Annotated in this window: 20 protein-coding genes; 11 read left to right on the forward strand and 9 right to left on the reverse strand. The window is 72.3% G+C overall.

Going from position 1 to position 25,179, the window contains the following annotated elements; translation table 11 throughout:
* Positions 1-14: 14 nt before the first annotated feature.
* On the forward strand, positions 15-980 hold the full coding sequence (locus ACH4SP_RS17140) for a hypothetical protein (RefSeq protein WP_398415549.1): 966 nt from the start codon (positions 15-17) through the stop codon (positions 978-980).
* An 83-nt stretch (positions 981-1,063) separates the two neighbouring features.
* Here ACH4SP_RS17140 and ACH4SP_RS17145 read toward each other — a convergent pair whose 3' ends face one another.
* The 5 genes from ACH4SP_RS17145 to ACH4SP_RS17165 form a co-directional block, all read right to left on the reverse strand.
* Positions 1,064-2,617: a phytoene desaturase family protein gene (locus tag ACH4SP_RS17145; RefSeq protein ID WP_398415551.1), complete on the reverse strand. Its 1,554-nt coding sequence runs from the start codon at positions 2,615-2,617 to the stop codon at positions 1,064-1,066.
* Positions 2,618-2,648: 31 nt separating this feature from the next.
* Positions 2,649-3,263 (reverse strand): DUF4126 domain-containing protein, encoded by a 615-nt coding sequence (locus ACH4SP_RS17150; RefSeq protein WP_398415553.1) that lies wholly within the window; start codon positions 3,261-3,263, stop codon positions 2,649-2,651.
* A 410-nt stretch (positions 3,264-3,673) separates the two neighbouring features.
* On the reverse strand, positions 3,674-4,288 hold the full coding sequence (locus tag ACH4SP_RS17155) for a TetR/AcrR family transcriptional regulator (protein ID WP_398415555.1): 615 nt from the start codon (positions 4,286-4,288) through the stop codon (positions 3,674-3,676).
* 53 nt (positions 4,289-4,341) lie between these two features.
* Positions 4,342-6,456: a YhgE/Pip family protein gene (locus tag ACH4SP_RS17160; RefSeq protein ID WP_398415558.1), complete on the reverse strand. Its 2,115-nt coding sequence runs from the start codon at positions 6,454-6,456 to the stop codon at positions 4,342-4,344.
* Complete coding sequence (locus ACH4SP_RS17165; protein WP_398415560.1) at positions 6,428-7,312, reverse strand: ATP-binding cassette domain-containing protein; 885 nt, start codon at positions 7,310-7,312, stop codon at positions 6,428-6,430. The genes ACH4SP_RS17160 and ACH4SP_RS17165 overlap by 29 nt, the downstream gene beginning before the upstream one ends.
* Before the next feature lie 153 nt (positions 7,313-7,465).
* On the opposite strand from ACH4SP_RS17165, the gene ACH4SP_RS17170 reads away from it, so the two are divergent.
* The 3 genes from ACH4SP_RS17170 (at position 7,466) to ACH4SP_RS17180 (ending at position 9,682) form a co-directional block, all read left to right on the forward strand.
* Positions 7,466-8,008 carry an SAV_6107 family HEPN domain-containing protein gene (locus ACH4SP_RS17170; RefSeq protein ID WP_398415561.1) on the forward strand — a complete coding sequence of 181 codons (543 nt, stop codon included), beginning with the start codon at positions 7,466-7,468 and terminating at the stop codon, positions 8,006-8,008.
* Positions 8,009-8,106: 98 nt separating this feature from the next.
* Entirely contained in the window at positions 8,107-8,865 is a 759-nt protein-coding gene (locus tag ACH4SP_RS17175) for a methyltransferase (RefSeq protein ID WP_398415563.1), read from the forward strand.
* 418 nt (positions 8,866-9,283) lie between these two features.
* Positions 9,284-9,682, forward strand: coding sequence for a DUF3040 domain-containing protein (locus tag ACH4SP_RS17180; RefSeq protein WP_398415565.1), 399 nt, complete (start codon positions 9,284-9,286; stop codon positions 9,680-9,682).
* Between the two features lie 240 nt (positions 9,683-9,922).
* On the opposite strand, the gene ACH4SP_RS17185 is transcribed toward ACH4SP_RS17180, so the two are convergent.
* The 4 genes from ACH4SP_RS17185 to ACH4SP_RS17200 form a co-directional block, all read right to left on the reverse strand.
* Positions 9,923-12,355 carry a DUF3488 and DUF4129 domain-containing transglutaminase family protein gene (locus ACH4SP_RS17185; protein ID WP_398415566.1) on the reverse strand — a complete coding sequence of 811 codons (2,433 nt, stop codon included), beginning with the start codon at positions 12,353-12,355 and terminating at the stop codon, positions 9,923-9,925.
* Positions 12,352-13,755, reverse strand: a complete 1,404-nt coding sequence (locus ACH4SP_RS17190) for a DUF58 domain-containing protein (RefSeq protein ID WP_398415568.1) — start codon at positions 13,753-13,755, stop codon at positions 12,352-12,354. Before ACH4SP_RS17190 ends, ACH4SP_RS17185 begins: the two co-directional genes overlap by 4 nt.
* Positions 13,755-14,768, reverse strand: a complete 1,014-nt coding sequence (locus ACH4SP_RS17195) for an AAA family ATPase (protein ID WP_398415569.1) — start codon at positions 14,766-14,768, stop codon at positions 13,755-13,757. Before ACH4SP_RS17195 ends, ACH4SP_RS17190 begins: the two co-directional genes overlap by 1 nt.
* 251 nt (positions 14,769-15,019) lie before the next feature.
* Entirely contained in the window at positions 15,020-15,562 is a 543-nt protein-coding gene (locus ACH4SP_RS17200) for a beta-class carbonic anhydrase (protein ID WP_398415571.1), read from the reverse strand.
* Positions 15,563-15,958: 396 nt separating this feature from the next.
* Between ACH4SP_RS17200 and rsmH the strand changes: the two genes are divergently transcribed.
* From rsmH to murD, 7 genes are all read left to right on the forward strand, one after another.
* Positions 15,959-16,918, forward strand: coding sequence for a 16S rRNA (cytosine(1402)-N(4))-methyltransferase RsmH (rsmH, locus tag ACH4SP_RS17205; protein WP_398415573.1), 960 nt, complete (start codon positions 15,959-15,961; stop codon positions 16,916-16,918).
* On the forward strand, positions 16,915-17,487 hold the full coding sequence (locus ACH4SP_RS17210; protein WP_398415575.1) for a septum formation initiator family protein: 573 nt from the start codon (positions 16,915-16,917) through the stop codon (positions 17,485-17,487). Before rsmH ends, ACH4SP_RS17210 begins: the two co-directional genes overlap by 4 nt.
* A gap of 4 nt (positions 17,488-17,491) precedes the next feature.
* Complete coding sequence (locus tag ACH4SP_RS17215) at positions 17,492-19,444, forward strand: peptidoglycan D,D-transpeptidase FtsI family protein (protein WP_398415577.1); 1,953 nt, start codon at positions 17,492-17,494, stop codon at positions 19,442-19,444.
* A gap of 123 nt (positions 19,445-19,567) precedes the next feature.
* Positions 19,568-21,232: a UDP-N-acetylmuramoyl-L-alanyl-D-glutamate--2,6-diaminopimelate ligase gene (locus ACH4SP_RS17220; RefSeq protein WP_398415579.1), complete on the forward strand. Its 1,665-nt coding sequence runs from the start codon at positions 19,568-19,570 to the stop codon at positions 21,230-21,232.
* A gap of 4 nt (positions 21,233-21,236) precedes the next feature.
* On the forward strand, positions 21,237-22,643 hold the full coding sequence (murF, locus tag ACH4SP_RS17225; protein WP_398415581.1) for a UDP-N-acetylmuramoyl-tripeptide--D-alanyl-D-alanine ligase: 1,407 nt from the start codon (positions 21,237-21,239) through the stop codon (positions 22,641-22,643).
* Complete coding sequence (gene mraY / locus ACH4SP_RS17230; protein WP_398415583.1) at positions 22,640-23,710, forward strand: phospho-N-acetylmuramoyl-pentapeptide-transferase; 1,071 nt, start codon at positions 22,640-22,642, stop codon at positions 23,708-23,710. The genes murF and mraY overlap by 4 nt, the downstream gene beginning before the upstream one ends.
* The gene (gene murD, locus ACH4SP_RS17235; RefSeq protein WP_398415585.1) at positions 23,692-25,140 is read left to right on the forward strand and encodes a UDP-N-acetylmuramoyl-L-alanine--D-glutamate ligase; all 1,449 of its coding nucleotides are present in this window, start codon (positions 23,692-23,694) and stop codon (positions 25,138-25,140) included. The genes mraY and murD overlap by 19 nt, the downstream gene beginning before the upstream one ends.
* Positions 25,141-25,179: the final 39 nt, after the last annotated feature.

Genomic DNA, 25,179 nt, shown 5'->3' on the forward strand with positions numbered 1-25,179 from the left:
GGAGAGGGGCGTACATGGGCTGGACGGTCCTCTACATCGCATTCGGCGTCGTCGCGCTGTGGCTGCTCGGCGAAGTGCTGTTGCAGTACAAGGCGCGACTGCGCTGGCGGGTGCTCGCCTTCGCGGGGTTCGCCGTCGTCGTGGTCGGAGTGCTGCTGCCGTCCGTCCTGGTGATCGCGGCGGGCGCCGTCGCCTTCGCCGTCGGCCAGACGTACGTCACGCTGTCCTTCCGCCGCGGCTTCTCCACGGGCTGGGCGATCGGCGGCAACCCGGGCGCCAGCAAGCGCCGCAGGGGCAATGCGGGCGAATCCGCCGTACAGCAGCCGACCCTGCAGGTCTCTGACCTGGAGTACGGGGCGCAGGACCGGTCCGACGCCGGTCATGACGGCGCGTCCGGTTTCAACGGGGCGTCCGGTTTCGACGCCGCTCCCGGTTTCGACGGAGCGCCCGGCTTCGACACCCGGGGGCAGCACGGCACGACCGGCCGCCCCGACCCGCAGACCGCGGTCCACGAGCCGCAGCCGATGCCCGACGAGACCGGCCGGTACGGGATCTACGACTCCTCGGCGCCGTACGCCGCCTCGCAGGCCGCCGCACCCCAGCCACAGGGTGCCGCACCCCAGCCACAGGGTTTCGACGACTTCGGCAGCGGGTCCTACCCCGCCTACGACCCGCAGGGCGGCCAGCCGCACGACACCGGGGCCTACGCGTACGACGGCGGGCAGCAGCAGTACGCCGCCTACTCCGATCCGTACATCGGCTCCCAGTCCTACGGCAGCGGCGGCGACTACGACTCGTACGGCGGCCAGCACCAGTACGCCGGCGGCTACGGCGAGAACTACAGCGAGACGCCGCCCGGCGGAGTGTGGGTGCCGCACCAGCGCGACGGCGAGCAGCCGCTCGGCCCGGAGGCACCGCAGCAGCCGGCCGGTTACCCGAACGGCTACGACACCGGGGCAAACGGCCAGTACCGGTACTGACGTCCCGCACCGGTCAGCACGACGACGCCGCTCCACCCGCCGACAGCGGGTGGAGCGGCGTCGTGCTTGTCACGGGGACCTCGTCACTGGGAGCCGCGGAAGCCGTCCCCCTCCACGATCAGCCCGGCGACCAGCGCCCCCGACATCCCCGCGTGCGCGAGCCCGCCGCCCGGGTGCGCCCAGCCGCCGGCCGCGTAAAGACCGGGCAGCCCGGTGGTGTTCGACGGGGCGAGGAAGCGGCCGGACCGGCCGGCCAGCGAGGGCGGCGGAACCGCCCCGCCCGCCGCACCGGTCACGGCACGGGTGTCCCGGGGCGTACGGACCTCGCGCCAGCGGATCCGGTCGGCCAGGCCCGGAATCGCGGTGGCCGCGGCGGCCACCATGCGGTCCGCCCAGAGACCGGCCAGGTCAGGGCTGCCCCAGTCGTACGCGGCGTGCACCGGGGCGGCCGCGGTGAGCAGCACCGCCTCGTGCCCGTCGTCGGGGCGCAGGGCCGGATCGTCCGGGCGGGACACGAACACGGTCGGGGCAAGGCCTTCGCCGGCCGGGTCCGCCGGGCCCTGCCCGTCGAAGACCTCCCGGAGCTCGGCCTCCCGGTGCGCGGAGTGCACCACGCTCCGGTGCACGGCGCCCGGCTCCCGCGCCCCGTCGAGCGCCAGGAACACCGTCGTCCGGCCGGCCCGCACCGGCCCCGGCCCCGCTTCCGGCGTCCCGTGCGCGGCTTCCGGCGGTGATCCGTACGCGGCCCGCCCGCCCAGCAGTGCGGACAGCCGCTCCGGGGGTACCGCCGCGACCACCGAGTCCGCCTCGACGGCCGTCCCGTCGGCCAGCTCCACGCCCGCGGCCCTGCCGTCCTTCTCGACGACCGAGACGACCTCCGCTCCGAAGACGAACTCCACCCGGCGGGCCAGACACCGTTCGTGGAGCGCGCGGGCCAGCTCCCGGGTGCCCCCGGCCACGCACCAGCTGCCGAAGGTCTGCTCCAGATACGGCAGTACGGCGGCGGAGGCGGGGGCGTCGCGCGGGTCCAGGCCGTACGCCAGCGCGTAGCTCTCCAGCAGGGCGGCGAGCCGTGGATCGGCCAGCTCCCAGGCGGCGACCTCGGCGAGGGTGTCCGCCTGCCGGTCGCGGCGCAGCAGCCGCTTCTGCCGCACGGAGGGGTACGGATCGCGGCCCAGCACCTGGGGGTCGGGGCGCAGCGGCTCTTCGAGGAGCGGGCGCCGGGTGCGGTCCCAGGCGTCCCTCGCCCGGTTCATGAACTCGCCCCAGCGCTCGCCGAGGCCGGCCCCCAGCGCTTCCTCCAGCGCCGAGACGACACCGGCGCGCGAGGCGTTGGGAAGCGAGACCGACGTGCCGTCGGGGAAGAAGTGCCTGCTCGCCGGGTCGGTCTGCGCCATGCCGACGCACGATTCGAGGGGCTCCCTGCCCGTCTTCACGAACACGTCCCGGTACACGGCGGGCAGATGCAGCAGGTCGGGGCCCGTGTCGAAGACGAATCCGGCCCGCTCGAAGCGGCCCACCGAGCCGCCGTACGTCTCCCCGCGCTCGTACACCGTCACCCGGTGGCCCGCGACGGCCAGCCGGGCGGCGGTCGCCATCGCGCCGAGCCCGGCGCCGATCACCACAATCCGTGCCATGCCAGTGACTCTAACGGCCGCCACTGACAACTCAGCCGGGAGGCCGCCCACCCCTCTCCGCCAGGCGTTTCTCTTCGCGGCGCTGTGCTCTGCGCCGGCGGAACCGCTGGATCCGCCGGGCCAGGAAGACCAGTATCACCAGCCCGATCAGCAGCAGTGCGGCGGCGATCGACGCCGCCGCCACCGGATGGAATATGGCGAAGGTGATGACCCCCGCGACGCCCAGGTCCTCGGCGGTGCTCACCGCGATGTTGCTGAACGGCTCGGGCGAGGTGTTCACCGCCATCCGCGTCCCGGCCTTGACCAGATGGCTGACCAGCGCGGTCGAACCGCCCACCGCGCCCGCCGCCATCTCGGGCAGCGAGCCGTTCTGCCCGGCGAGCAGCGCCCCGACGACCGCGCCCGCGATCGGCCGGATCACCGTGTGGACGCTGTCCCAGAGCGAGTCCAGGTACGGGATCTTGTCGTTGACCGCCTCGCACAGGAAGAGGATCCCGGCGACCACCAGGACGTCGGTGCGCTGCAGCGAGGCGGGCACCTCGTCGGTCAGTCCGGTCACGCCGAAGACGCCGAGGAGCAGGACCACCGCATAGGCGTTGATTCCGCTGGCCCAGCCACTGGTGAAGACGAGGGGGAGTACTGACACGGAGGTGATCGTAGCCAGTCGGCGGCCCGGGCGGGGCGACTCGGCAGAGGTGACCGGGCGGCCGGATCCACCGGGCCGGACAGCGGCTCGTCGGGCCGGACAGCCGCTCAACCGGCCCGGACAGCGGCTCGTCGGGCCGGAAACGGAAACACCGGCCCGACGAGGCTCGATCCCCCCGAGCCCCGCCGAACCGGTGCACATCCCCCGTGACCCCGTTCCCCGTTGCGTCCAGGGTGCCGCGCCGCTTCCGCCGCCCCGTGTCGGCGGTCTCGGCGCGAGCGCCCCTTCCGTGTTCTCCACTCTGTCGTCCACGCAGGTGGGAGCCCATCCGCGTACCTACTCATCTCTGGTACTAGGTACGGATACTCAGGGCTGCGCGTTCAACCTCAGGCGCGGGCCGGGCCGGGGGCTCAGTGCGGGGTGCCGCCCACCCGCCCGTGCAGCAGCCGGGAGAGCGCCGAGTGGACGTCGTCCAGGGAGCGCTCGCTCTGGAACGCCTGCCAGTCCAGCGCGGCCACCAGCACCATCCCGACCAGCGCCGCGGCGGTCAGCGGGATGTCGATCTCCTCGCTCAGCTCGCCGTCCGCGACGCCCTCGGTGAGGACGGTCTCGACGACGGCCACCGCCTGCTGGCGCACCACCAGGAGCGTCGACTGCCACGCCCGGTTGGTGCGCCACAGCTCGGCCACGTACAGCTGGGTGAAGGCCGGGTAGCGGTCGATGAAGAGCAGACCGGCCCGGATCATCGCGTCCAGCGCCTCGACCTTGGTGCCGCCTCTTGAGGCGGTCTCGTCCGCCGCCTCCTGGAGGGAGGCGGTGAGCAGCCCGACGCCGTACCGCAGCAGCTCCTCGAAGAGCTCGCTCTTGCTCTTGAAGTTGTAGTAGACCGTGCCCTTGGCGACACCGGCCCGCTCGGCGATCTCCTCCACCGTGGTCGAGGAGAAGCCCTTCTCGGCGATGAGCGTCACGGCCGCCTCATAGAGCTTCTGCCGGGTGTTGCGGCGGCGCGTGCTGGTGCTGTCCATGGTGTCGATTCTCCCAGGTCTCGCGGCCTTCCCCGGGCTCTCCGACCGCGTGCTCACAGGCTCAGCTCGGGGTGCAGCCGATCCAGCGTCCAGACCTGCTTGCGCCGCGCGGACAGAGCGGTGAGGGCGAGCGCCCCTGCGGTGAAGGCGGCCAGCACCAGGCTGCCCGTCCAGACCGGCTCCAGGCCGCCGCCCGAGATCAGCCTGCGCAGCCCCTCGACGACGTACGTCATGGGCAGGAAGGGGTGGATCGCGTTGAAGAACGCCGGAGACGTCTGGACGGGGTACGTGCCGCCCGCCGACGTCAGCTGAAGCATCAGCACGGCGAGCACCAGGATGCGTCCCGCCGCACCGAAGCGGGCGTTCAACCACTGCACGATCGCCGCGAAGCAGCACGTCACCAGGGCCAGGAAGCCCAGTGTCCCGGCGGTGCGGGTCATCTCCAGGCCGAGCCCCCAGTGCAGTACGGACATCAGCGCGGCGATCTGGAGCACGCCGAGCGTCGCGACCGGCAGCCAGCCGGCGAAGGCGATCCGCCAGGCGGACGCACCCGCGGCCAGCGCCCGCCGGTTCAGCGGCTGGATCAGCATGTACGCCACCATCGCGCCCACCCACAGGGACAGCGGGATGAAGTACGGGGCGAAACCGGTGCCGTAGTTGGGCGCCTTGTGCATCGACTGCGAGGCGAGCTTGACCGGGTCGGCCATCACCTCGGTGCGCTTGTCCCGGGCGTCCTTGTCGTAGTCCGGGATCTTGGCCACGCCGTCGTGCAGCCCGCCGGCGAGCTTCCCGCTGCCGTCGGCGAGCTTGAACAGACCGCCGTCCAGGTTGTTCGCCCCGGTCTGCAGCTTGCCGACGCCCTTGTCGAGGTCGGTGGCGCCGGTACGCGCAGAGACGAGACCGGTGTGCAGCTTTGTGGCGCCCTGGGAGACCTTCTGGGCGCCGGAGTTGAGCGCGTTGACCTTGGCGACGGCGGACTTGAGGTCGTCGTCCAGGTGCGGTGCCTCGCTGACGAGGGCCTGCGACTTGGTCTGGAGGTCCGCGAGACGCGCGTCCAGGGTGGCCAGGTCGCCCTTGTTGTCCTTGACCATCGCGTTGACGTCCTCGGCGACCTTCGCGGCGTTCGCGGCGGCCGTCACGCCCCTCTTGAAGACGGGGCAGAGGCGGGCCTTGACGGCGGCGTCGGCGGCGGTGGCGTCGCCGTCGGCAGCGTCCTCGCAGAACTCCTTGTGCGCGGCGGCCAGGTCGTTGGACGCCTTGCGCGCGTCGGCCGCGGCCACCGGGGCGCCCTTCACCAGGGTGTCCAGGTGGTGGCGTGCCGCCTTCGAGGAGTCCGCGACCAACTGCGCGGCCCTGGCGATCGACTTGGCGTCGTCCTTGAGGTACGGGCGGACCTGGCCCGCGACCTTGTTGACCTTCTGGGAGAGCTCCTTGGTGCCGTCGGCGACCTGCTTGGAACCGGTCGCGAGGTCGGCGGCGCCCTTGTCGAGCTTCTTGATGCCGCCCGACAGGTCCCCGCTGCCCTTCTTGGCGTTCGTCAGCCCGTTGGCGAGGTCCTTGGAGCCCTTCTTCGCCTTCCCGATGCCGCCGTCGAGGTCCTTGGCCCCCTTGGCCGCCTTCTCGGTCGCCTCGTGGATGTCCGAGAACGAGATGAAGATCTTGTCGAGGAAGCTCCGGGAGGCGTTCGTGGACGCCGCCCTGCGCACCTCGGAGAACACCGACCGGGAGATCTGCCCGACGATGTAGTTGTTGGAGTCGTTCGTACGCACCTGGAGCGCGCCGGTCTCCGGAGAGTCGCCGGAGCTGGAGGCGATCCGCTCGCTGAAGTCGGAGGGCATGGTCAGCGACAGGTAGTAGCTGCCGTTCTCGACCCCGTCCTTGGCGTCCTTGGAGTTCACCTCCTGCCAGTCGAAGACCTTGCTGTCGAGCAGCTTCTTGGTGATCTCGTCACCGGCGGCGACCTTCTTGCCCGCGGCGTCCGCACCCTTGTCGTCGTTGACGAGCGCCACGGGGATCTTGTCGAGCGAGCCGTACGGGTCCCAGAAGGACCACAGGTACAGGGCCCCGTACAGCAGCGGCAGCAGCAGGAGCGCCACCAGTGCGGCCCTCGGCAGCTTCCCCCTGCCGAACCGCTTCAGCTCAAGAGCGGCCAGTTTCGGCGAACGCATCGGCCGTCCCCTTCTCGGTCGTGTCCTGCGTCGTGTTCTTCGCTGCGCCTGTCGCCGCGGCTGCGTCCGCGGCCGTCCCCGCGTCTGTGCCTGCGTCTGTGCCTGTGGTCGCGCCCGCGCTTGTGTCCGCGCCGGTGGCGCCGTCGCCTCTTGAGGCGTCGGTCGCGGTGCTGATCCGCAGCGCGTCCGCCGGCGGCTCGCTGCACACGGCCAGCACCGTCGTCCCCGCGTCCGCCACCGACCGCAGCAGCTCCCACGCCTGCGCGCGCTCCGCGTCGGAGAGCTTCAGGTCCGCGTCGTCCACCGCGATCAGCTGCGGCGAGGACATCAGCGCCAGTCCGACGGACAGCCGCAGCGCCTCCAGCCGCTCCAGGTCCCGTACGGACGTCCGCTCGCCCTTGGGCAGCGAGGCGAGGTCGAGCCCCGCCGCGGCCAGCGCGGCGTCGATCCTGGCCCGGGCCGCCGCCCGCCGTACCGAGGGCCGCCGCAGCAGCGAGCGCAGCGATCCGTCGAACCGGCGCTGCAGCAGGGCCCGTTCGCGCAGGTGCTCGGCGACGGTGAAGGCGGAGTCGAGCTCACTCACGCCGGCCACGGGACCCAGCGCGCTGACCCGCCGTACGCCCGCCATCTTCTTCGGCAGCCGCAGGCCGCCCACTTCGGCGTGCCCCTCGGTGGCACGCATGCGGCCGGTGAGCGCGAGCAGCAGACAGGTGCGGCCGGACCCGGAAGGACCCTCGATCGCGATGAACGACCCGGCGGGCGCGGTGCACTCCACGCCCCGGAACGCCCAGCCGCGCGGGCCCTTCAGACCAAAGTTCACTGCGGTCACTGCTGTCCCGGTGTGCGGGCTGTCCACGCACCCTCCCCATTTTTGAACTGACCGGTCAGTTCAAAAGTATGCCCTCGGATCCATCGTGCGAAAGCCCAGGTCAGGTCGGATTGTCAGTGGCGTCCCTCACAGTGGGCACATACGGCCACAGCGCCGTTGACCGACGACAGGAGGCTCGTCATGACTCGCGCTGGTGTCCACGCCGATGTCCACTCCGACGTCCACCCGGTGCAGCGCCGCTCCACGGCGCCGCCGGCCGCCCTCGACCTGCTCGCCCAGGCCCGCCGGGGGCTGGCGGACGCCGCCGCCACCGAAGCCGCCCACGAGCGGTACGCCACGGCCCACCTGGCCGCACTGCGCACCGCCGCCGCGGTCCTCGCCGCCCGCGGCCGCCCCGAGCCCGCCCCGCGCCGCAGGCAGCGCATCCGCAGCGCCTGGGAGGTGCTGCCCGAGACCGCGCCCGAACTGGCGGAGTGGAGCGCCCTGTTCGCCTCGGGCGCCGAGCGCCGGGCCCGCGCGGAAGCGGGCATACGCGGCGCGGCGAGCGCCCGGGACGCCGACGACCTGGTGCGCGACGCCGCGATGTTCCTCCGGATCGTCGAGCGGATGCTCGTACTCCAGCCGGTGCTCCCCAGGGCCAGGGACGGAGCGGAACCGGGCCCCGGGCAGACCCGCGACGCACCGGATCCCGGCACCCGGCCGGGCCCCGCGCAGGCGGGGTGACCTGGGCGGGGCCCGGGGGCCATTAGGCTGGGCGGAGCCTTGTCAGCGGGGTTGCCCGCACCGATTTGCCCCGCACCGTTCACCGAGGAGTCAATGCCGTGTCGGAATCGATGCGCCCCCGCGCCTCCCTCCGTACCGCCGTGGTCTGGGAGGTCCTCAAGGACGCCCTCGACCGCCGCGTCAAGGAGACCGGCCGCGACACCCTGGACGTCCTCGACACCGGAGGCGGCACCGGCAACTTCGCGGTGCCCGTCGCCAAGCTCGGCCACCGCGTCACCGTGGTCGACCCCAGCCCCAACGCCCTGTTCGCGCTGGAGCGCCGGGCCGCCGAGGCCGGGGTCGCCGACCGCGTCCGCGGCGTCCAGGGCGATGCGATCGGCCTGTTCGACGTGGTCGAGCGCGACGGCTTCGACGCCGTCCTGTGCCACGGCGTCCTGGAGTACGTCGACGACCCGGCCGAGGGCCTGCGCAACGTGGTCGCGGCCCTCCGCCCGTCCGGCACGCTCAGCCTGCTCGCCGCCGGCAGCGGCGGTGCCGTCCTGGCCCGCGCCCTGGCCGGCCACTTCAACGAGGCCCGTCAGGCCCTCACGGACCCGGCGGGCCGCTGGGGCGAGGGCGACCCGGTGCCCCGGCGCTTCACCGCCGAGCAGCTCACGGAGCTGGCCGACGGCGCGGGCGTCGAGGTCGGCGCCGTGCACGGCGTCCGGGTCTTCGCCGACCTGGTCCCCGGTGTCCTGGTCGACACCGAGCCCGGCGCCATGGAGGCCCTCCTGAAGCTGGAGGCGGCCGCCGCCGAGCTCGCCGCGTTCCATGCGGTGGCGACCCAACTGCACGTACTGGGCAGGAAGCGGGCCTGAGCCGAGGCCCCGCAGCACGCTCGACGGCGGCTCCGCAGTACGGCCGGCGGCGGTCCCGCAGCACGGCCGTCGGCGGCCCTGGGCCCGTCCGGAGCGGCTGCCGGGCACGTCCGGAGCAACGCCCGCCAACCCCTCGATCGGTCCCTCCACAGGGGCTGATCAGGGACGAGACCGGGTACGAGTGACGTACGGAGTCCGCCGCAGGCCCCCCGATCAGCCGCCGGGCCCCGTATGATCGGGGGACACCGTCGGCATGACGGGTCGGCCGTTGGGGAATGCACGCTTCAACAGCCAAGCCGGCACGGCGGCCCGGATTGGCGAATTGGCGTAGAGGGCGGGTTTCACGGGGGCGATTCCCTGCCTATTCTGAAAGGGCCGCATCCGGTCGCCCCCCGCGACCGACGAGTAGGAGGACTCCGTGCCGCTCTCGGAGCACGAGCAGCGAATGCTCGAGCAAATGGAGCGAGCGCTGTACGCCGAAGATCCCAAATTCGCGACAGCGCTTGAGGGAAGCGGGCTGCGTACGTACACCCGGCGACGGGTCTACCAGGCGGTCGCAGGCTTTCTTGTGGGTATCGCGCTCCTCATGGCCGGAATGGTCGCCCAGCAAATCTGGGTGAGCGTGGTCGGCTTCCTTGTCATGCTCGGCTGTGCCGTCCTCGCGGTCACCGGATGGCGCAAGGCTCCCAAACCAGGCGAACAACCCGTTCCCGGCATGGCGGCCGCAGGCCGCCGTCAGCCCAGGCAGCGCCGCTCGGTGATGAACCGCATAGAGCAGCGCTGGCAGCGCCGCCGCGACGAGCAGCAGGGCGGCTGACGCGAGCAGGGCCGACACCGGCAGGAGCGAGCAGTACGTGTGAGTTACACACGTGAGCAGTACACGTGAGGGGGCGGCCACCAGACGGTGGCCGCCCCCTCACACGTGTCCCCCACACACACCCGGGCCCCGTTCCTCACGTGTCCCCCCGTGAACCCGGGGACCGCTCCTCACCTGTCCCCACGCGCACCGGGTCCCGCTCCTCACCTGCGCCCAGGCCCCCTCGCACGTGTCCGCACGTCACCCCCGCTGACGGACCACCCGTCGGCGCACCGCCGCCGCCCTCCACCCGTCCAGCCGCGGCCGCCGCGCGGACAACCGCCCCACGAGTGCCGACCAGCGCCCGGACAGCGCCCACGCCACCCGTACGGCCGAGCGCGGCAGCAGCAGTGCCCGCAGCCGCGTCCGCCGGTTCACAGCCTCCCGCAGCCCGGCCCGTACCCGGTGCACCTCGTCCACCAGGCCACTGCTCGCCTGCGGCACCGGTGCGTAGAGCACCTGCTCCACCGCACCGGCCGCCCGGTGCACCGCCTCCGCCGGCGGACCCGCCAGCGAACCCAGCCGGACGATGCGCGCCGCCGTCTTGCGCGGCGTCTGTGAATCGTCGGGCGCGATGCCCAGGTCCCACGCCGAATCGGTGATCTCCCGCCAGGCCGCCAGGGTCCGCACCGCCGCGTCCGACGGCGTGCGGCCGCCCGAACCCAGCCGCCGGGCCCGTACCCGGGTGCGCCACAGCAGCGGGAGCAACGGCAGGAGTACGAGCGCCAGTACGCCCAGCGCGATCCCCACCACCGTGCCGGTCGGCGTACCCGTGTCGGTCGGGCCCACCGGGCCCGCCTGCGCGTTCTGACCGCAGTTTCCCTGCTTCCGCTCGGCGGCCGGGCAGCTGTCCGACGGCTTCGGTGCCGCGGTCGGCGCCGTCGTCGCGCCGGTGGTCGGCCGCGCCGGGTCGCTCGGGCTGTCCGTCGGGGTCTCCTGCCGGGTGTAAGCGGGGGCGCTGCCCCGTGTCGGGGTCGGCTCGAACCGGGTCCAGCCGAGACCCTCGAAGTACAGCTCGGGCCAGGCGTGCGCGTCCCGCAGCCCGACCGACATCGTGCCGTCCGACTTCGCCGTGCCCGGTGTGAAGCCCACCGCGACCCGCGCCGGGATGCCCAGCGTCCGCGCCATCGCCGCCATCGAGAAGGCGAAGTGGACGCAGAAGCCCTCCTTCTGCTGCAGGAAGCGGGCGATGGCCCGGGAGCCGGTGCCCGACTGCACCTGGGTGTCGTACGTGAAACCGCCCTCGGAGGCGAACCAGTTCTGGAGCAGGACCGCCCGCTCGTAGTCGTTGCCCGCGCCCTTCGTCACCTGGAGCGCCGTCTGCTTCACCACCGGCGGCAGGTCCACGGGCACCTTGGTGTACTCCTTGCGCAGCCCGGACGGGGCCGGCGGGGCCGACGCGAGGTCGTCCTTCGTCGGCTGCACGGCCAGGCTGCGGACGCTGTACCTGACACCGCTGGTGGTCTGGCCGCCGTCGCCGATCAGGGTGCGGCCCTCCGGCTCGTACCGCCAGCGCCCCTCGATGTCGACCTGCGACGCGGGGAAGGGCATCGGCAGCCAGATCTGGGAGTACGACCCGGCGGCCGAGATGTTGGTGGCGACCTCCGTGGTGGGGACGTCGGGGCCCAGACCGGCGGGACGGGGCAGCGGGCTGGTCACCTCTTTGAGCTTGCGCTCGGAGGACTTCCACGCGGTGCCGTCGAACTCGTCCAGGGCGAGGAGCCGCAGATACATGTCCTGGGTCTGCTGGGCCGTCGTCTTGTAGCGCAGCACCTCGCGGTCGATCGGCTGGTTGAGGCTCTCCTGGAGGGAGACCACGGGGTTCACCGCCGAGATCGTGCCGCCGCCCCCGCTGCCGCCGCGCCCCGGCCCCGCGCCGCCGAACAGACCGCCGTTCAGGGCGGGCAGCAGGGCGGGGACCAGCACGGCGACGCTCAGGGTGAGGGCGCCGATGCGCCGTCCGGTACGGATCGGGGCGAGCGGCGCACCGCTGCCCTGGTCCAGCCCCGCCGAGCCCTGCCGCGGCGCGCCCTGGGCGGCCCCGCCGAACACCCGGCCCCACTGGGCCAGACGGTCCCGGCCCTCGGCCAGGAGCAGCAGCAGATAGCCGGACGCGGCCAGCAGGAAGTACAGCCAGCTCGCACCGCCGCCGGACAGACCCGCGGCCACCGAGTACAGGGCGAGCAGCGGCAGCCCGGCCGGCGCCGCACTGCGGAACGTCACGGCGAGGGTGTCCACCGCGAGACCGATCAGCAGCACCCCGCCGATCAGCATCAGCCGGATGCCCTCGGACGCAGGCGCCGGAATGGCGTACCGGTTGATGTCGGCGGCCCCCGTCGTCAGCAGCCGCCCGAACTCCTCGACCGCGTCCGGGCCGGGCAGTACCCCGGCCACCGCCTTCGTCCCCGCGAACAGCAGGGTCACCAGCAGCATCGAGACGATCAGCTGGACGGCCATCGTCAGCGCCCTGGCCAGCGGCACCCGCCGCGCCAGCGCACCGACGCCCGCCTGCACGGCGAGCAGGACCGCCGCCGTGACGAACCAGCCCGCGTCCGTCACCAGCGGGATCAGCGCCGCGGACGCCATCAGGGTGGCGGCCAGCGCACAGAGCGTCATCCGCGCGCGCCCGCTCATGACCAGCCTCCCGAGATCCCCGACATCCCCGATGTTCCCGTCTTCGTGCTCAATGCGTCGACGGCGCCCGTGCGCTGCGCCTCCGCCTGCCGCCACAGGTCGGGCAGCGGCGCCCCCGGCGGTACGGAGACCGCCGTCCAGCCCGCGTCGCGCAGCAGCCGCAGCCGCTCCTCGGCCTGCTCCCGCAGGGCTCCCGCCGGGTCTTCCCCCTCGGTCCACAGCGCGCTGTCCGTGACGAACGCGACCGCCCCGCCGCTGCGCTGCCGCATCTGCGCCGCCACCGCCGCCTGCTCGTCGTCGAGGTCGCCGAAGAAGGCGATCAGCAGCCCCTCGTTGCCGCCCCTCAGGACGTCGTACGCAGGTGACAGACCGCCGTCCTCGGAGTGCCCGACGACGGCGAGGGTGTCCAGCATCAGCCCGGCCGAGTCCGCCGACTCCTGCGTGGAACCGGCGAAGCCGCCCCCGCCGTCACCCGGCACCGAGGTGCCGGTGTCCGTCAACAGTCGTACCGAAAAGCCCCGTTCGAGCATGTGCACCAGCGAGGACGCGGCCCCCGACACCGCCCACTCGAACGCCGAGCCAGGACCGGCCCCCAGATAGGCGGCCCGCCGGGTGTCGAGCAGTACCGTGCAGCGGGCCCGCTGCGGCTGCTCCTCGCGGCGCACCATCAGCTCGCCGTAGCGCGCGGTGGAGCGCCAGTGCACCCGGCGCAGGTCGTCGCCGTGCCGGTAGCCGCGCGGAATGATGTCGTCCTCGCCGGCCAGCGCGAGCGACCGCAGCCGCCCGTCGCCGTACCCGTTGGCCTCGCCCGTGAGACGTACCGGAGGCAGTGCCTCCACGCGCGGGATCACCGTCAGGGTGTCGTACGCGCTGAACGACCTGCTCAGCTCGCACATCCCGAACGGGTCCGTCAGCCGCAGCTGCAGCGGCCCCAGCGGATACCGCCCGCGCAGGTCGGAGCGGACCCGGTAGGACACCTCGCGCCGCCCGCCCGCCTCCACCTTGTCCAGTACGAAGCGGGGGCGCGGCCCCAGCACGTACGGCACCCGGTCCTGGAGCATCAGGAGTCCGGTGGGCAGCCGCGAGACGTTCTCCATCCGCAGGTGCACCCTGGCCTCCGACCCGGCGGGCACCCGGGCCGGGGCCAGCCGGCGGCTGCCCGCGACCCGGTAGCGGGTGCGGTACAGCACGATCACGCACATCAGCGGCAGCACCGCGAGCAGCAGCCCCACCCGCAGCAGGTCGCCCTGTCCCAGGACGTACGCGCAGACCGCCGCGGCGAGACCGGCGGCCAGGAAGGACCGGCCGCGCGTGGTCAGCCCGGACAGTGCCGCCCTGAAGCCGTTCTTCTCCCCGGTGCCCTGTTCCCCGGGCCCGGCCTCGGGGCCGGCCCCCGGCATCACAGCGGCCGGACGCCGGGCGTGCCGTACGGCGGCGAGGCCGCGGCGCCGCTGGTGGGCACGGGGGTGCGCTGGAGGATGTCCAGCACGACCTGCTCGGAGGTGCGCCGGTTCAGCTGGGCCTGCGCCGTCGGCAGCAGCCGGTGCGCGAGGACCGCCACCGCCAGTGCCTGTACGTCGTCGGGCAGCGCGTACTCCCGGCCGCTGAGAGCGGCGGAGGCCTTCGCGGCCCGCAGCAGGTGCAGGGTGGCGCGCGGCGAGGCGCCCAGGCGCAGGTCGGGGTGGTTGCGGGTGGCGCCGACCAGCTCGACCGCGTACCGCCGGACGGCGTCCGCGACGTGCACCGTGCGGACGGCGTCGATCAGCTTCACGATGTCGTGCGCGTGCGCCACCGGCTGGAGGTCGTCCAGCGGGGAGACCCCGCCGTGCACGTCCAGCATCTGCAGCTCCGCCTCGGGGGAGGGGTAGCCGATGGAGACGCGGGCCATGAAGCGGTCGCGCTGGGCCTCGGGGAGGGGGTAGGTGCCCTCCATCTCGACCGGGTTCTGGGTGGCCACCACCATGAACGGGTTGGGCAGCTCGTAGGTCTGGCCGTCGATGGTGACCTGCCGCTCCTCCATGGACTCCAGGAGCGCGGACTGGGTCTTGGGCGACGCGCGGTTGATCTCGTCGCCGATCACGATCTGCGCGAAGATCGCGCCCGGTTTGAACTCGAAGTCGCGCCGCTGCTGGTCGAAGATCGACACGCCCGTGATGTCGGACGGCAGCAGGTCGGGCGTGAACTGGATCCGGCGCACCGAGCAGTCGATCGATCTGGCCAGCGCCTTCGCCAGCATCGTCTTGCCCACGCCCGGCACGTCCTCTATGAGGAGGTGCCCCTCGGCGAGCAGCACGGTCAGCGAAAGCCGTACGACCTCAGGCTTGCCCTCGATCACAGCCTCCACCGACCTGCGGATCCGCTCCGCGGTGGTGGTCAGATCTGTGAGGCTCGCTCGATCGTCATAGGTCGTCACCCGGCCCTCCTCGGCCCTTTCGGGCCGGCGTCACGACGACGCGAGCGGCCCACCCCGAAACACGGACAGCGCGGCCGGAGGGTTCCCGGCCGGATGTCTTCCACGCATTCTTGTTGCCGTTACCGCTTCGTGTCACTCGCCTGTGGACAAGTGAATGCGAAATGCCGGAGTTAGGGCTTTTTTGTGCGCACTCGGACCGGATCCCCACCCGGCTCCCGGGCCCGACCTCAGGCCCGACCTCAGGCCGGACCTCAGGTCGGGTCGATCTCCCGCAGCAGGCCCTGCGTGACGTCGAAGACAAAGCCGCGCACGTCGTCGGTGTGCAGCAGGAACGGGGACGTCCGCACCCGCTGCATCGACTGCCGTACGTCCTGGTCCACGTCCCGGAAGGCCTCGACGGCCCAGGAGGGGCGCTGGCCCACCTCGTCCTCCAGCTCGTGCCGGAAGTCCTCGGTGAGGGACTCCAGGCCGCAGTTGGTGTGGTGGATGAGTATGACGCTCCGGGTGCCGAGCGCCCGCTGGCTGATGGTGAGCGAGCGGATCACGTCGTCGGTGACCACGCCGCCCGCGTTGCGGATGGTGTGGCAGTCGCCGAGCTCAAGACCGAGCGCGTCGTGCAGGTCGAGCCGGGCGTCCATGCAGGCGACCACGGCGACGTGCAGCACGGGGCGCGCGTCCATCCCCGGGTCCTCGAAGCCGGACGCGTACCGCTGATTGGCCGAGACGAGACGGTCGGTGACCGTCGGGTGGTCGGAGCCGTCGGCGCCGTCGGAGAAGGATGCGGAAGTCGACATGACTATGACGGTAATGGTCATGGGAGTGCCGGGCCCGCCGGGGAAGGGGAAAAAGAACGTCAACCGACCCTGTTGTGAGCTAACCCACAAGGCCTTCTCAAGGAATGGATTCCTTCCCTCGTACGAGTGAAAGACCGGCCGGAAGGTCTGTCGCGGGCACGGCGCGCGGTGTGCCGCCCGTTGATTGACCGCGAGGGCCGGTGGACTAAAGTGACGCGTTGTACGAAATCCAGTTAGTTCCCCGCGCGCGGCAGTGCAGCTCCTTCACCACGACGTACGGCCCGGCCTCCGCCCGCTCGTCGGTCGGCCCCTGCGGTCGGCTCCCCTTCCCGAGCGGGTGGGGACCGGGCCGTACGTAGACACACCCCAGCCGCGCGCTCCTGTCTGAGAGGGCGCATGAGCCAGACCCGACACGTCCCGGTGATGCTCCAGCGGTGCCTGGACATGTTGGCCCCGGCCATTTCCGAGCCAGGAGCGGTCGTCGTCGACTGCACCCTCGGACTCGGCGGCCACAGCGAAGCCCTCCTCACCCAGTTCCCCGAGGTCCGCCTGATCGGGCTCGACCGGGACAAGGAGGCGCTGCGGCTCTCCGGCGAGCGCCTCGCCCCCTTCGGCGACCGTGCCACCCTCGTGCACGCGGTCTACGACGAGCTGCCCGAGGTCCTCCAGAAGCTGGGCGTCCCGCGCGTGCAGGGCGTCCTGTTCGACCTGGGCGTCTCCTCGATGCAGCTCGACGAGGCCGACCGCGGCTTCGCGTACGCGCAGGACGCCCCGCTGGACATGCGGATGGACCAGTCGGCCGGTGTCAGCGCCGCCGAGGTCCTCAATACGTACGCGCCCGGCGAGCTGGTCCGCATCCTGCGCCAGTACGGCGAGGAGAAGCAGGCCAAGCGGATCGTCTCCGCCGTCGTGCGAGAGCGCGACAAGGAGCCCTTCAGTAACAGCGCCCGGCTCGTCGAGCTGATCCGCGACGCGCTGCCGCAGGCCGCCAAGCGCACCGGCGGCAACCCCGCCAAGCGCACCTTCCAGGCGCTGCGCATCGAGGTCAACGGCGAACTGGACAGCGTGGAGGCCGCCATTCCGGCCGCCGTGAAGGCGATCTCGGTCGGCGGCCGGGTCGTCGTCATGTCGTACCAGTCGCTGGAGGACCGCATCGTGAAGCAGGTCTTCGCGGCGGGCGCCGCCAACACCGCGCCGGCCGGGCTGCCGGTCGTCCCCGAGCGCTACCAGCCGCGCCTCAAGCTCCTCACCCGCGGCGCCGAACTGCCCACCGAGGAAGAGGTCGCCGAGAACCGCAGGGCGGCCCCCGCCCGGCTGCGCGGCGCCCAGCGCATCCGGGAGGAAGAAGCCGAGTGAGCAAACCGGCCAAGCAGTTGAGGGCCAGGCAGTTGAGAGGGAGGGCGGCAAGGCTCTCCGATTTGTTGCCGTCGGGTCCCCACCAGGCGGCCCGCACTCCCTTCGTGCTGCTGGTCGTGGTGCTTCTCGGCGGCGGGCTGATCTGCCTGCTCATACTGAATTCGGCGCTCAACGAGGGCTCGTTCAGGCTGAACGACCTCAAGAAGCAGACCACCGAGCTCACCGACGAGGAGCAGGCGCTCCAGCGCGACGTCGACGACCGCTCCGCCCCCGGCGCCCTGGAGCGCCGGGCCAGGGAGCTCGGCATGGTCCCCGGCGGCTCCCCGGCCTTCCTCGACCCCGACGGCAAGGTCCGGGGCACCCCCAGCCAGGCCCCGCCGCCGGAGCCCGCCCCCGAGCCCGTACGACCGCAGCGGGCACCCGCACCACCGCCCCCGGCGGCCGCGACCGCTCCGCCCGCAGGTCGGGTCCCGCCCGCGAACCGGAGCCCGGCGCCCCCGCAGGCCCCGCCGGCCGCCTCCACGACGCCGCCGCCCGCGCAGCATCCCCCGACGACCTCCGGCAGGTGACGCAGTGCCCCCGACGAAGGAACCACCGCGCCGGCGGGTTCCCGCTCCCGGCCGCCCGGCCGCCCGCAGGCCCGCCGCCCGCCCCGCAGGGAAGGCGAGGGCCGGGGCGAAGCCGAAGTCGCTGCGGCTCGGCAGCCCCAAGCCCCGGCTGCGTCTGGTCAGCCTCGGGCTGACGCTGGTGATGCTGGCCTTCGTCGTACGGCTCTTCCAGGTGCAGGCCGTCGACGCGGCCACGTACACCGACAAGGCCGAACGGCAGCGGCAGGCCCGGCACACGCTGACCGCCGAGCGCGGCGAGATCACCGACCGCAGCGGCATCGCACTCGCCGCCAGCGTCGACGCGCACGACATCACCGCCGACCCCTGGATGTACGCCCCGGAGCAGGCCAAGGTCCCGGACGCGCCGCAGCAGGCCGCCGCGATCCTCGCCCCCATCCTCGGCAGGCCCCCCGCCGAGCTGGCGAAGAAGCTGGCCACGCCCAAGACGCGGTACGTCGTCCTGGCCCGCCGGCAGACCCCGCAGGTCTGGAAGCAGATCAAGGACCTCAAGAGCGTCTACGCGGACCGGGCCGCCGCCGCGAACAAGCGCAAGCCCGACTCGGCCGTCAACCTCCTCGGCGGCATCCTCCAGGAGCCCAGCAGCACCCGCGTCTACCCCAACGGCGACCTGGCCGCCGGAATACTGGGCTTCGTCAACGCGGCCGGCCGCGGCGCGGGCGGCCTGGAGGTCCAGCTCGACAAGGAACTCGCGGGCAGGGACGGCAAGGTCACCTTCGCCCAGGCGAACGGCCGCCGGGTGCCCACCGCCGGCGCCGACGAGACCCCCGCCGTACCGGGCTCCGACATCGAGCTCACCATCGACCGCGACATCCAGTGGGCCGCGCAGAGCGCCATCGAGGAACAGGTCAAGAAGTCCAGGGCGGACCGCGGGTACGTCATAGTGCAGGACACCGTCACCGGCGAGGTCCTGGCCATGGCCAACGCGCCCGGCTTCGACCCCAACGACCTCTCCCGGGCGAACGCCGCCTCGATGGGCAACGCCGCCCTCCAGGACGCGTACGAACCCGGCTCCACCAGCAAGATCATGTCCATGGCGGCCGTACTGGAGGAGAAGGCGGCGACGCCGGACACCCACGTCGTCGTACCGAACCGGCTCAAGCGGGGCGACCGCAACTTCAAGGACGACATCGACCACCCGACCTGGAACCTCACCCTCAACGGGGTCCTCGCGAAGTCCTCCAACATCGGCACCATCCTGGCCACCGGGGAGCTCGGCAACACCCAGCCCGAGGCGAACCGGATCCTCCACTCGTACCTGACCAAGTTCGGCATCGGTCGGCGCAGCGGGCTCGGCTTCCCCGGCGAGACGTCCGGCATCCTGGCCCCGCCGGACAAGTGGTCCACCTCGCAGCAGTACACGATCCCCTTCGGCCAGGGCCTCTCGCTCAACGCGATGCAGGCGGCGTCCGTGTACTCCACGATCGCCAACGGGGGAGTGCGGATCGAGCCCACCCTCGTACGCGGCACGAAGGGCCCGGACGGGCGCTTCACGCCCGCGCCCGCCCCGAAGAAGACCCGGGTGGTCAGCGACCAGACCGCCAAGACCCTCGCCCGGATGCTGGAGTCCGTCGTCGACGACGAGGAGGGCACCGGCACCAAGGCCCGCATCCCCGGCTACCGGGTCGGCGGCAAGACCGGCACCTCCAACCGGGTGGATCCGCTGACCGGCCGCTACAAGGGCTACACCGCGTCCTTCGCCGGGTTCGCGCCCGCCGACAAGCCGCGGGTCACCGTCTACTGCGCCATCCAGAACCCCACGAAGGGCAGCTACTTCGGCGGCCAGATCTGCGGTCCGATCTACAAGCAGGTCATGGAGTTCGCCCTGAAGACCCGCCAGGTCGCCCCGACCGGCGGCAGACCCGCCCACCTCCCGGTCACCTTCACCCCGGGGTCCTGACCGGGCCCCGACCGAGTCCCGACCGAGTCCCGGCCGGGCCCCGAAGCAGGGGTCCGGCCCGGCCCCCGAAGCGGAATTCGGGGCGCTGAACCGGAATCCCCCGTACCGAAGCGGAAACCCTCAGTGACAACCCTCACCAACGACCTCCGAAAACGGGTTGCGCAGGCCCCCTGCTTTCGCCCGGAACCCGGTCCGCCGGGTACGCTCACCGCCGTGCCACACGCTGATCAGTCCCAAACCACCCAGAAGGACGCTCCGGTGAACTACCCCGGAGCGCCCAGGCCGGACCGGGTCCGCCCGACGACCCTCGGGGAGCTGGCCGAACGGCTGGGCATCGAGTCCCCAGGACCTGGAGAGACCACCGGAATCACCCACGACTCCCGCGCGGTCCGCCCCGGCGACATCTACGCGGCCCTGCCCGGCGCCCGGTTCCACGGCGCCGACTTCGCCTCGCAGGCCGCCGAACTCGGTGCCGCCGCGGTCCTCACCGACCCGACGGGCGCCGAGCGCGCCGCCGCGACCGGGCTGCCCGTACTCGCCGTCGAGAACCCGCGCGCCCGCATGGGCCAGCTCGCCGCCGACATCTACGGAAACCCCGGCCGCGACCTGCTCCAGATCGGCATCACCGGAACCTCGGGCAAGACCACCACCGCATATCTGGTGGAGGGCGGCCTGAAGCAGGCCGGAGACCTGCCCGGGCTGATCGGTACGGTCGAGATGCGGATCGGCGACGAGCGCATCAAGTCCGAGCGGACCACCCCCGAGGCCACCGACCTCCAGGCGCTCTTCGCGGTGATGCGCGAACGCGGCGTCAAGTCGGTCGCCATGGAGGTCTCCAGCCACGCCCTGGTGCTCGGCCGGGTCGACGCCTGCGTCTTCGACGTCGCCGTCTTCAACAACCTGAGCCCCGAGCACATGGAGTTCCACTCCGACATGGAGGACTACTTCCGGGCGAAGGCACAGCTCTTCACCCCGGAGCGGTCCCGCCTCGGCGTCCTCAACTTCGACGACGAGTACGGCCGCCGCCTGGTCACCGAGGCCACCGTGCCGGTGATCACGTTCTCCGCCGAGGGCCACCCGGACGCCGACTGGCGCGCCGAGAAGGTCGAGGTCGGGCCGCAGTCCAGCTCGTTCACCGCGCTCGGCCCGCAGGGCGAGCACATCCGGGCGACCGCCCCGCTGCCCGGCCCGTTCAACGTGGCCAACACCCTCGCCGCGATCGTCACCCTGGCCGCCGCCGGGTACGACCCGCAGACCGCCGCCGACGGCGTCGCCGCCGTCCCCGGCGTCCCGGGCCGCCTGGAGCGCGTCGACGCGGGCCAGGACTACCTCGCCGTCGTCGACTACGCCCACAAGACGGACGCCGTCGAATCGGTCCTGCGCGCCCTGCGCAAGGTCACCGAGGGCGAGCTGCACATCGTGCTCGGCTGCGGCGGCGACCGCGACCAGCAGAAGCGCGGCCCCATGGGCGCGGCAGCCGCACGGCTCGCCGACACCGCCGTACTGACCTCCGACAACCCCCGCTCCGAAGACCCCCTCGCCATCCTCGCCACCATGCTCGCGGGCGCCGCCGATGTGCCCGCCCACGAGCGCGGCGACGTCGCCGTGTTCGAGGACCGGGCCGCCGCGATCGCCGAGGCGGTCGCCCGTGCGAAGCGCGGCGACACCGTGCTGGTGGCGGGCAAGGGCCACGAACAGGGCCAGGACATTGCCGGAGTGGTCCGCCCCTTCGACGACCGCAAGGTGCTGCGCGACGCCATCGAGCGCCGCCGGCACGAGATGGGATGAAGCAGTGATCGCCCTCTCCCTCGCCGAGATCGCCGACCTCGTCAGCGGACAGCCGCACGACATACCGGACAGTGAAGTCACCGTCACGGGCCCGGTCGTCATCGACTCCCGCCAGGTCCGCCCCGGCAGCCTCTTCGCCGCCTACGCCGGTGAACGCGTCGACGGCCACGACTACGCGCGGCGCGCGACCGACGCGGGCGCGGTGGCCGTACTGGCCACCCGCCCCGTCGGCGTGCCCGCGATCGTCGTCCCCGACGTGACCGAGGCGCTCGGCGCACTCGCCCGCAGCGTCGTCGCGCGCCTCGGCGCCGACGTCGTGGCCCTCACCGGCTCCGCGGGCAAGACCAGCACCAAGGACCTGATCGCCCAGCTCCTGGAGCGCAAGGCCCCCACCGTCTACCCGGCGGGCAACCTCAACAACGAGATCGGGCTGCCCCTCACCGCGCTCCGCGCGGCCGAGGACACCCGCCACCTCGTCCTGGAGATGGGTGCCCGCTACGTCGGCGACATCCGCTACCTGACCGGCCTCGTCCCGCCGCGCATCGGCCTCGTGCTGAACGTCGGGACCGCGCACGTCGGCGAGTTCGGCAGCCGCGAGAAGATCGCCGAGGCCAAGGGCGAGCTGGTCGAGTCGCTGCCTGCCGACGGCGTCGCCGTACTCAACGCGGACGACGGTCTCGTACGGGAGATGGCCTCGCGCACCAAGGCGCGGGTGCTGTACTTCGGCGAGTCCGAGACCGCCGACGTACGCGCCACCGAGGTGCGGCTCACCGAGGACGGCCGCCCGGCCTTCACGCTCCACACACCCTCCGGGTGCAGTGACGTGACCATGCGGCTGTACGGTGAGCACCACGTGTCGAACGCGCTCGCCGCGGCCGCCGTCGCCCATGAGCTGGGCCTGTCCGTCGACGAGATCGCCGTGGCGCTCTCCGAGGCGGGGACCCTCTCCCGCTGGCGCATGGAGGTCACCGAGCGGCCTGACGGCGTGACGGTTGTCAACGACGCCTACAACGCGAACCCCGAATCCATGCGAGCCGCCCTGCGCGCGCTCGCGGCCATGGGCAAGGGGCGGCGGACGTGGGCGGTGCTCGGTCACATGGCCGAGCTGGGAGACACCTCGCTCGTCGAGCACGACGCGGTCGGACGGCTCGCCGTCCGGCTCAACGTCAGCAAGCTCGTGGCAGTCGGGGGCAGGGAAGCATCCTGGCTGCAACTGGGCGCCTATAACGAGGGTTCGTGGGGTGAGGAGTCGGTGCACGTGTCCGACACGCAGGCGGCGATCGACCTGTTGCGCGGGGAACTGCGTCCGGGAGACGTCGTGCTGGTGAAGGCATCCAGGTCGGTCGGTCTCGAATCGGTCGCCCAGGCACTGCTCGATCCCGCCACCGAGGGTGAGGTCGCAGGCGCATGAGCCAGATCCTCTTCGCAGGGGCCATCGGCCTCTTCCTGACGCTCATCGGCACACCGCTGCTGATCAAGCTGCTGGCCCGCAAGGGCTACGGCCAGTTCATCCGCGACGACGGACCCCGCGGCCACCACGGCAAGCGCGGTACGCCGACCATGGGCGGCATCGCCTTCATCCTGGCCACGCTCATCGCGTACGCCCTGACGAAGGTGCTGACCTCCAGTCAGCCGACGCTGTCCGGCGTGCTCGTGCTGTTCCTGATGGCGGGCATGGGCCTGGTCGGCTTCCTCGACGACTACATCAAGATCGTCAAGCAGCGCTCGCTGGGCCTGCGCGCCAAGGCGAAGATGCTCGGCCAGCTGATCGTCGGCATCGCCTTCGCGGTGCTCTCGCTCAACTTCGCCGACAGCCGGGGCCAGACCCCGGCGTCCGACCGGCTCTCCTTCGTGACGGACTTCGGCTGGTCGATCACGCCCGTGCTGTTCGTCGTGTGGGCGCTGTTCATGATCCTCGCGATGTCGAACGGCGTGAACCTCACCGACGGCCTCGACGGACTCGCCACCGGCGCCTCCGTGATGGTCTTCGGCGCGTACACCTTCATCGGCCTGTGGCAGTTCCAGGAGTCCTGCGCCAACGCACAGGCCCTGACCAACCCCAACGCCTGCTTCGAGGTACGGGACCCGCTCGACCTCGCGGTCGTGGCCTCCGCCCTGATGGGCTCCTGCTTCGGCTTCCTGTGGTGGAACACCTCGCCCGCCAAGATCTTCATGGGCGACACCGGCTCGCTGGCACTGGGCGGCGCGCTCGCCGGTCTGGCGATCTGCTCCCGCACGCAGCTGCTGATGGCCATCCTCGGCGGACTCTTCGTCCTCATCACCATGTCGGTGGTCATCCAGGTCGGCTCGTTCAAGATGACCCGCAAGCGGGTCTTCCGGATGGCGCCGCTCCAGCACCACTTCGAACTCAAGGGGTGGTCCGAGGTCCTTGTCGTGGTCCGCTTCTGGATCATCCAGGGCATGTGCGTGATCGTCGGTCTCGGTCTCTTCTACGCAGGATGGGCAGCCGGCAAGTGACCACCCAGGAATCCTGGAACGGCAGACACGTCACCGTCGCCGGTCTCGGCGTGAGCGGCATCAGCGCCGCCCGCGCCCTGGCCGGCCTCGGCGCCCGCATCACCGTCGTGGACGGCGGCGACAGCGCCACGCACAGGGCCCGCGCGGCGGAGCTCGAAGGCGAAGGCATCGCCGTACGTCTGGCGGACGCGGACACCCTCCCCGAGGGCACCGAACTGGTCGTCACCTCGCCCGGCTGGAAGCCCTCCAGCCCCCTCTTCGAGGCAGCGGCGAAGGCGGGCGTCGACGTCGTCGGCGACGTGGAGATCGCCTGGCGGCTGCGCGGCCCCGGCGCCGCCCCCTGGCTGGCGATCACCGGCACCAACGGCAAGACCACCACCACCCAGATGCTCGCGTCGATCCTCACCGCGGCGGGCCTGCGCACCGCGGCCGTCGGCAACATCGGCACCCCGATCATCGACGTGGTCCTCCAGGGCGAGGCGTACGACGTCCTCGCCGTCGAGCTCTCCAGCTACCAGCTGCACTGGGCCCCGTCCCTGCGCGCCCACTCCGCCGCCGTGCTCAACCTGGCGCCGGACCACCTCGACTGGCACGGCTCCATGGACGCCTACGCCGCCGACAAGGGCCGCATCTACGAGGGCAACGAGATCGCCTGCGTCTACAACGTCGCCGACCCCGCCACCGAACACCTGGTCGTCGAGGCCGACGTGGCGGAGGGCTGCCGCGCGATCGGCTTCACCCTCGGCACCCCGGGCCCGTCCCAGCTGGGCATCGTCGACGGCATCCTCGTCGACCGCGCCTTCGTGGCGAACCGGCAGAAGAACGCCCAGGAGCTCGCCGAGGTCTCCGACGTCACCCCGGCCGCCCCGCACAACCTCGCCAACGCCCTCGCGGCCGCCGCGCTGGCCCGTGCGTACGGCGCGAAGCCCGCAGCCGTACGGGAGGGCCTGCGCGCCTTCCGCCCGGACGCGCACCGCATCGAGCACGTCGCGGACGTGGCCCAGGTCGCGTACATCGACGACTCCAAGGCCACCAACATGCACGCCACCGAGGCGTCCCTGGCCGCGTACGAGTCCATCGTCTGGATCGCCGGCGGCCTCGCCAAGGGCGCCACCTTCGACGGACTCGTCGAGAAATCGGCGGAGCGGCTGCGTGGCGCCGTCCTGATCGGCGCCGACCGTGCTCTCATCCGCGAAGCCCTCGCGCGACACGCGCCCGAGGTGCCGGTGGTCGACCTCGACCGGACCGACACTGGGGCGATGCTGGCGGCGGTCCGTGCAGCGGCTGCACTCGCCAAGCCGGGGGACACGGTACTGATGGCCCCGGCCTGCGCCTCCATGGACATGTTCGCCAACTACAACGAACGCGGCGAGGCCTTCGCCGACGCCGTACGCGAACTGGCCGGGGCCGAGGCGGACAACGGGCGGTAGACACCCCGGCCGGCGACCGGCCCCGGCTCATCAGCGCAA

Source organism: Streptomyces sp. NPDC021093 (genome assembly GCF_044333135.1).
In the GTDB taxonomy this organism is placed as follows: Bacteria; Actinomycetota; Actinomycetes; order Streptomycetales; family Streptomycetaceae; genus Streptomyces.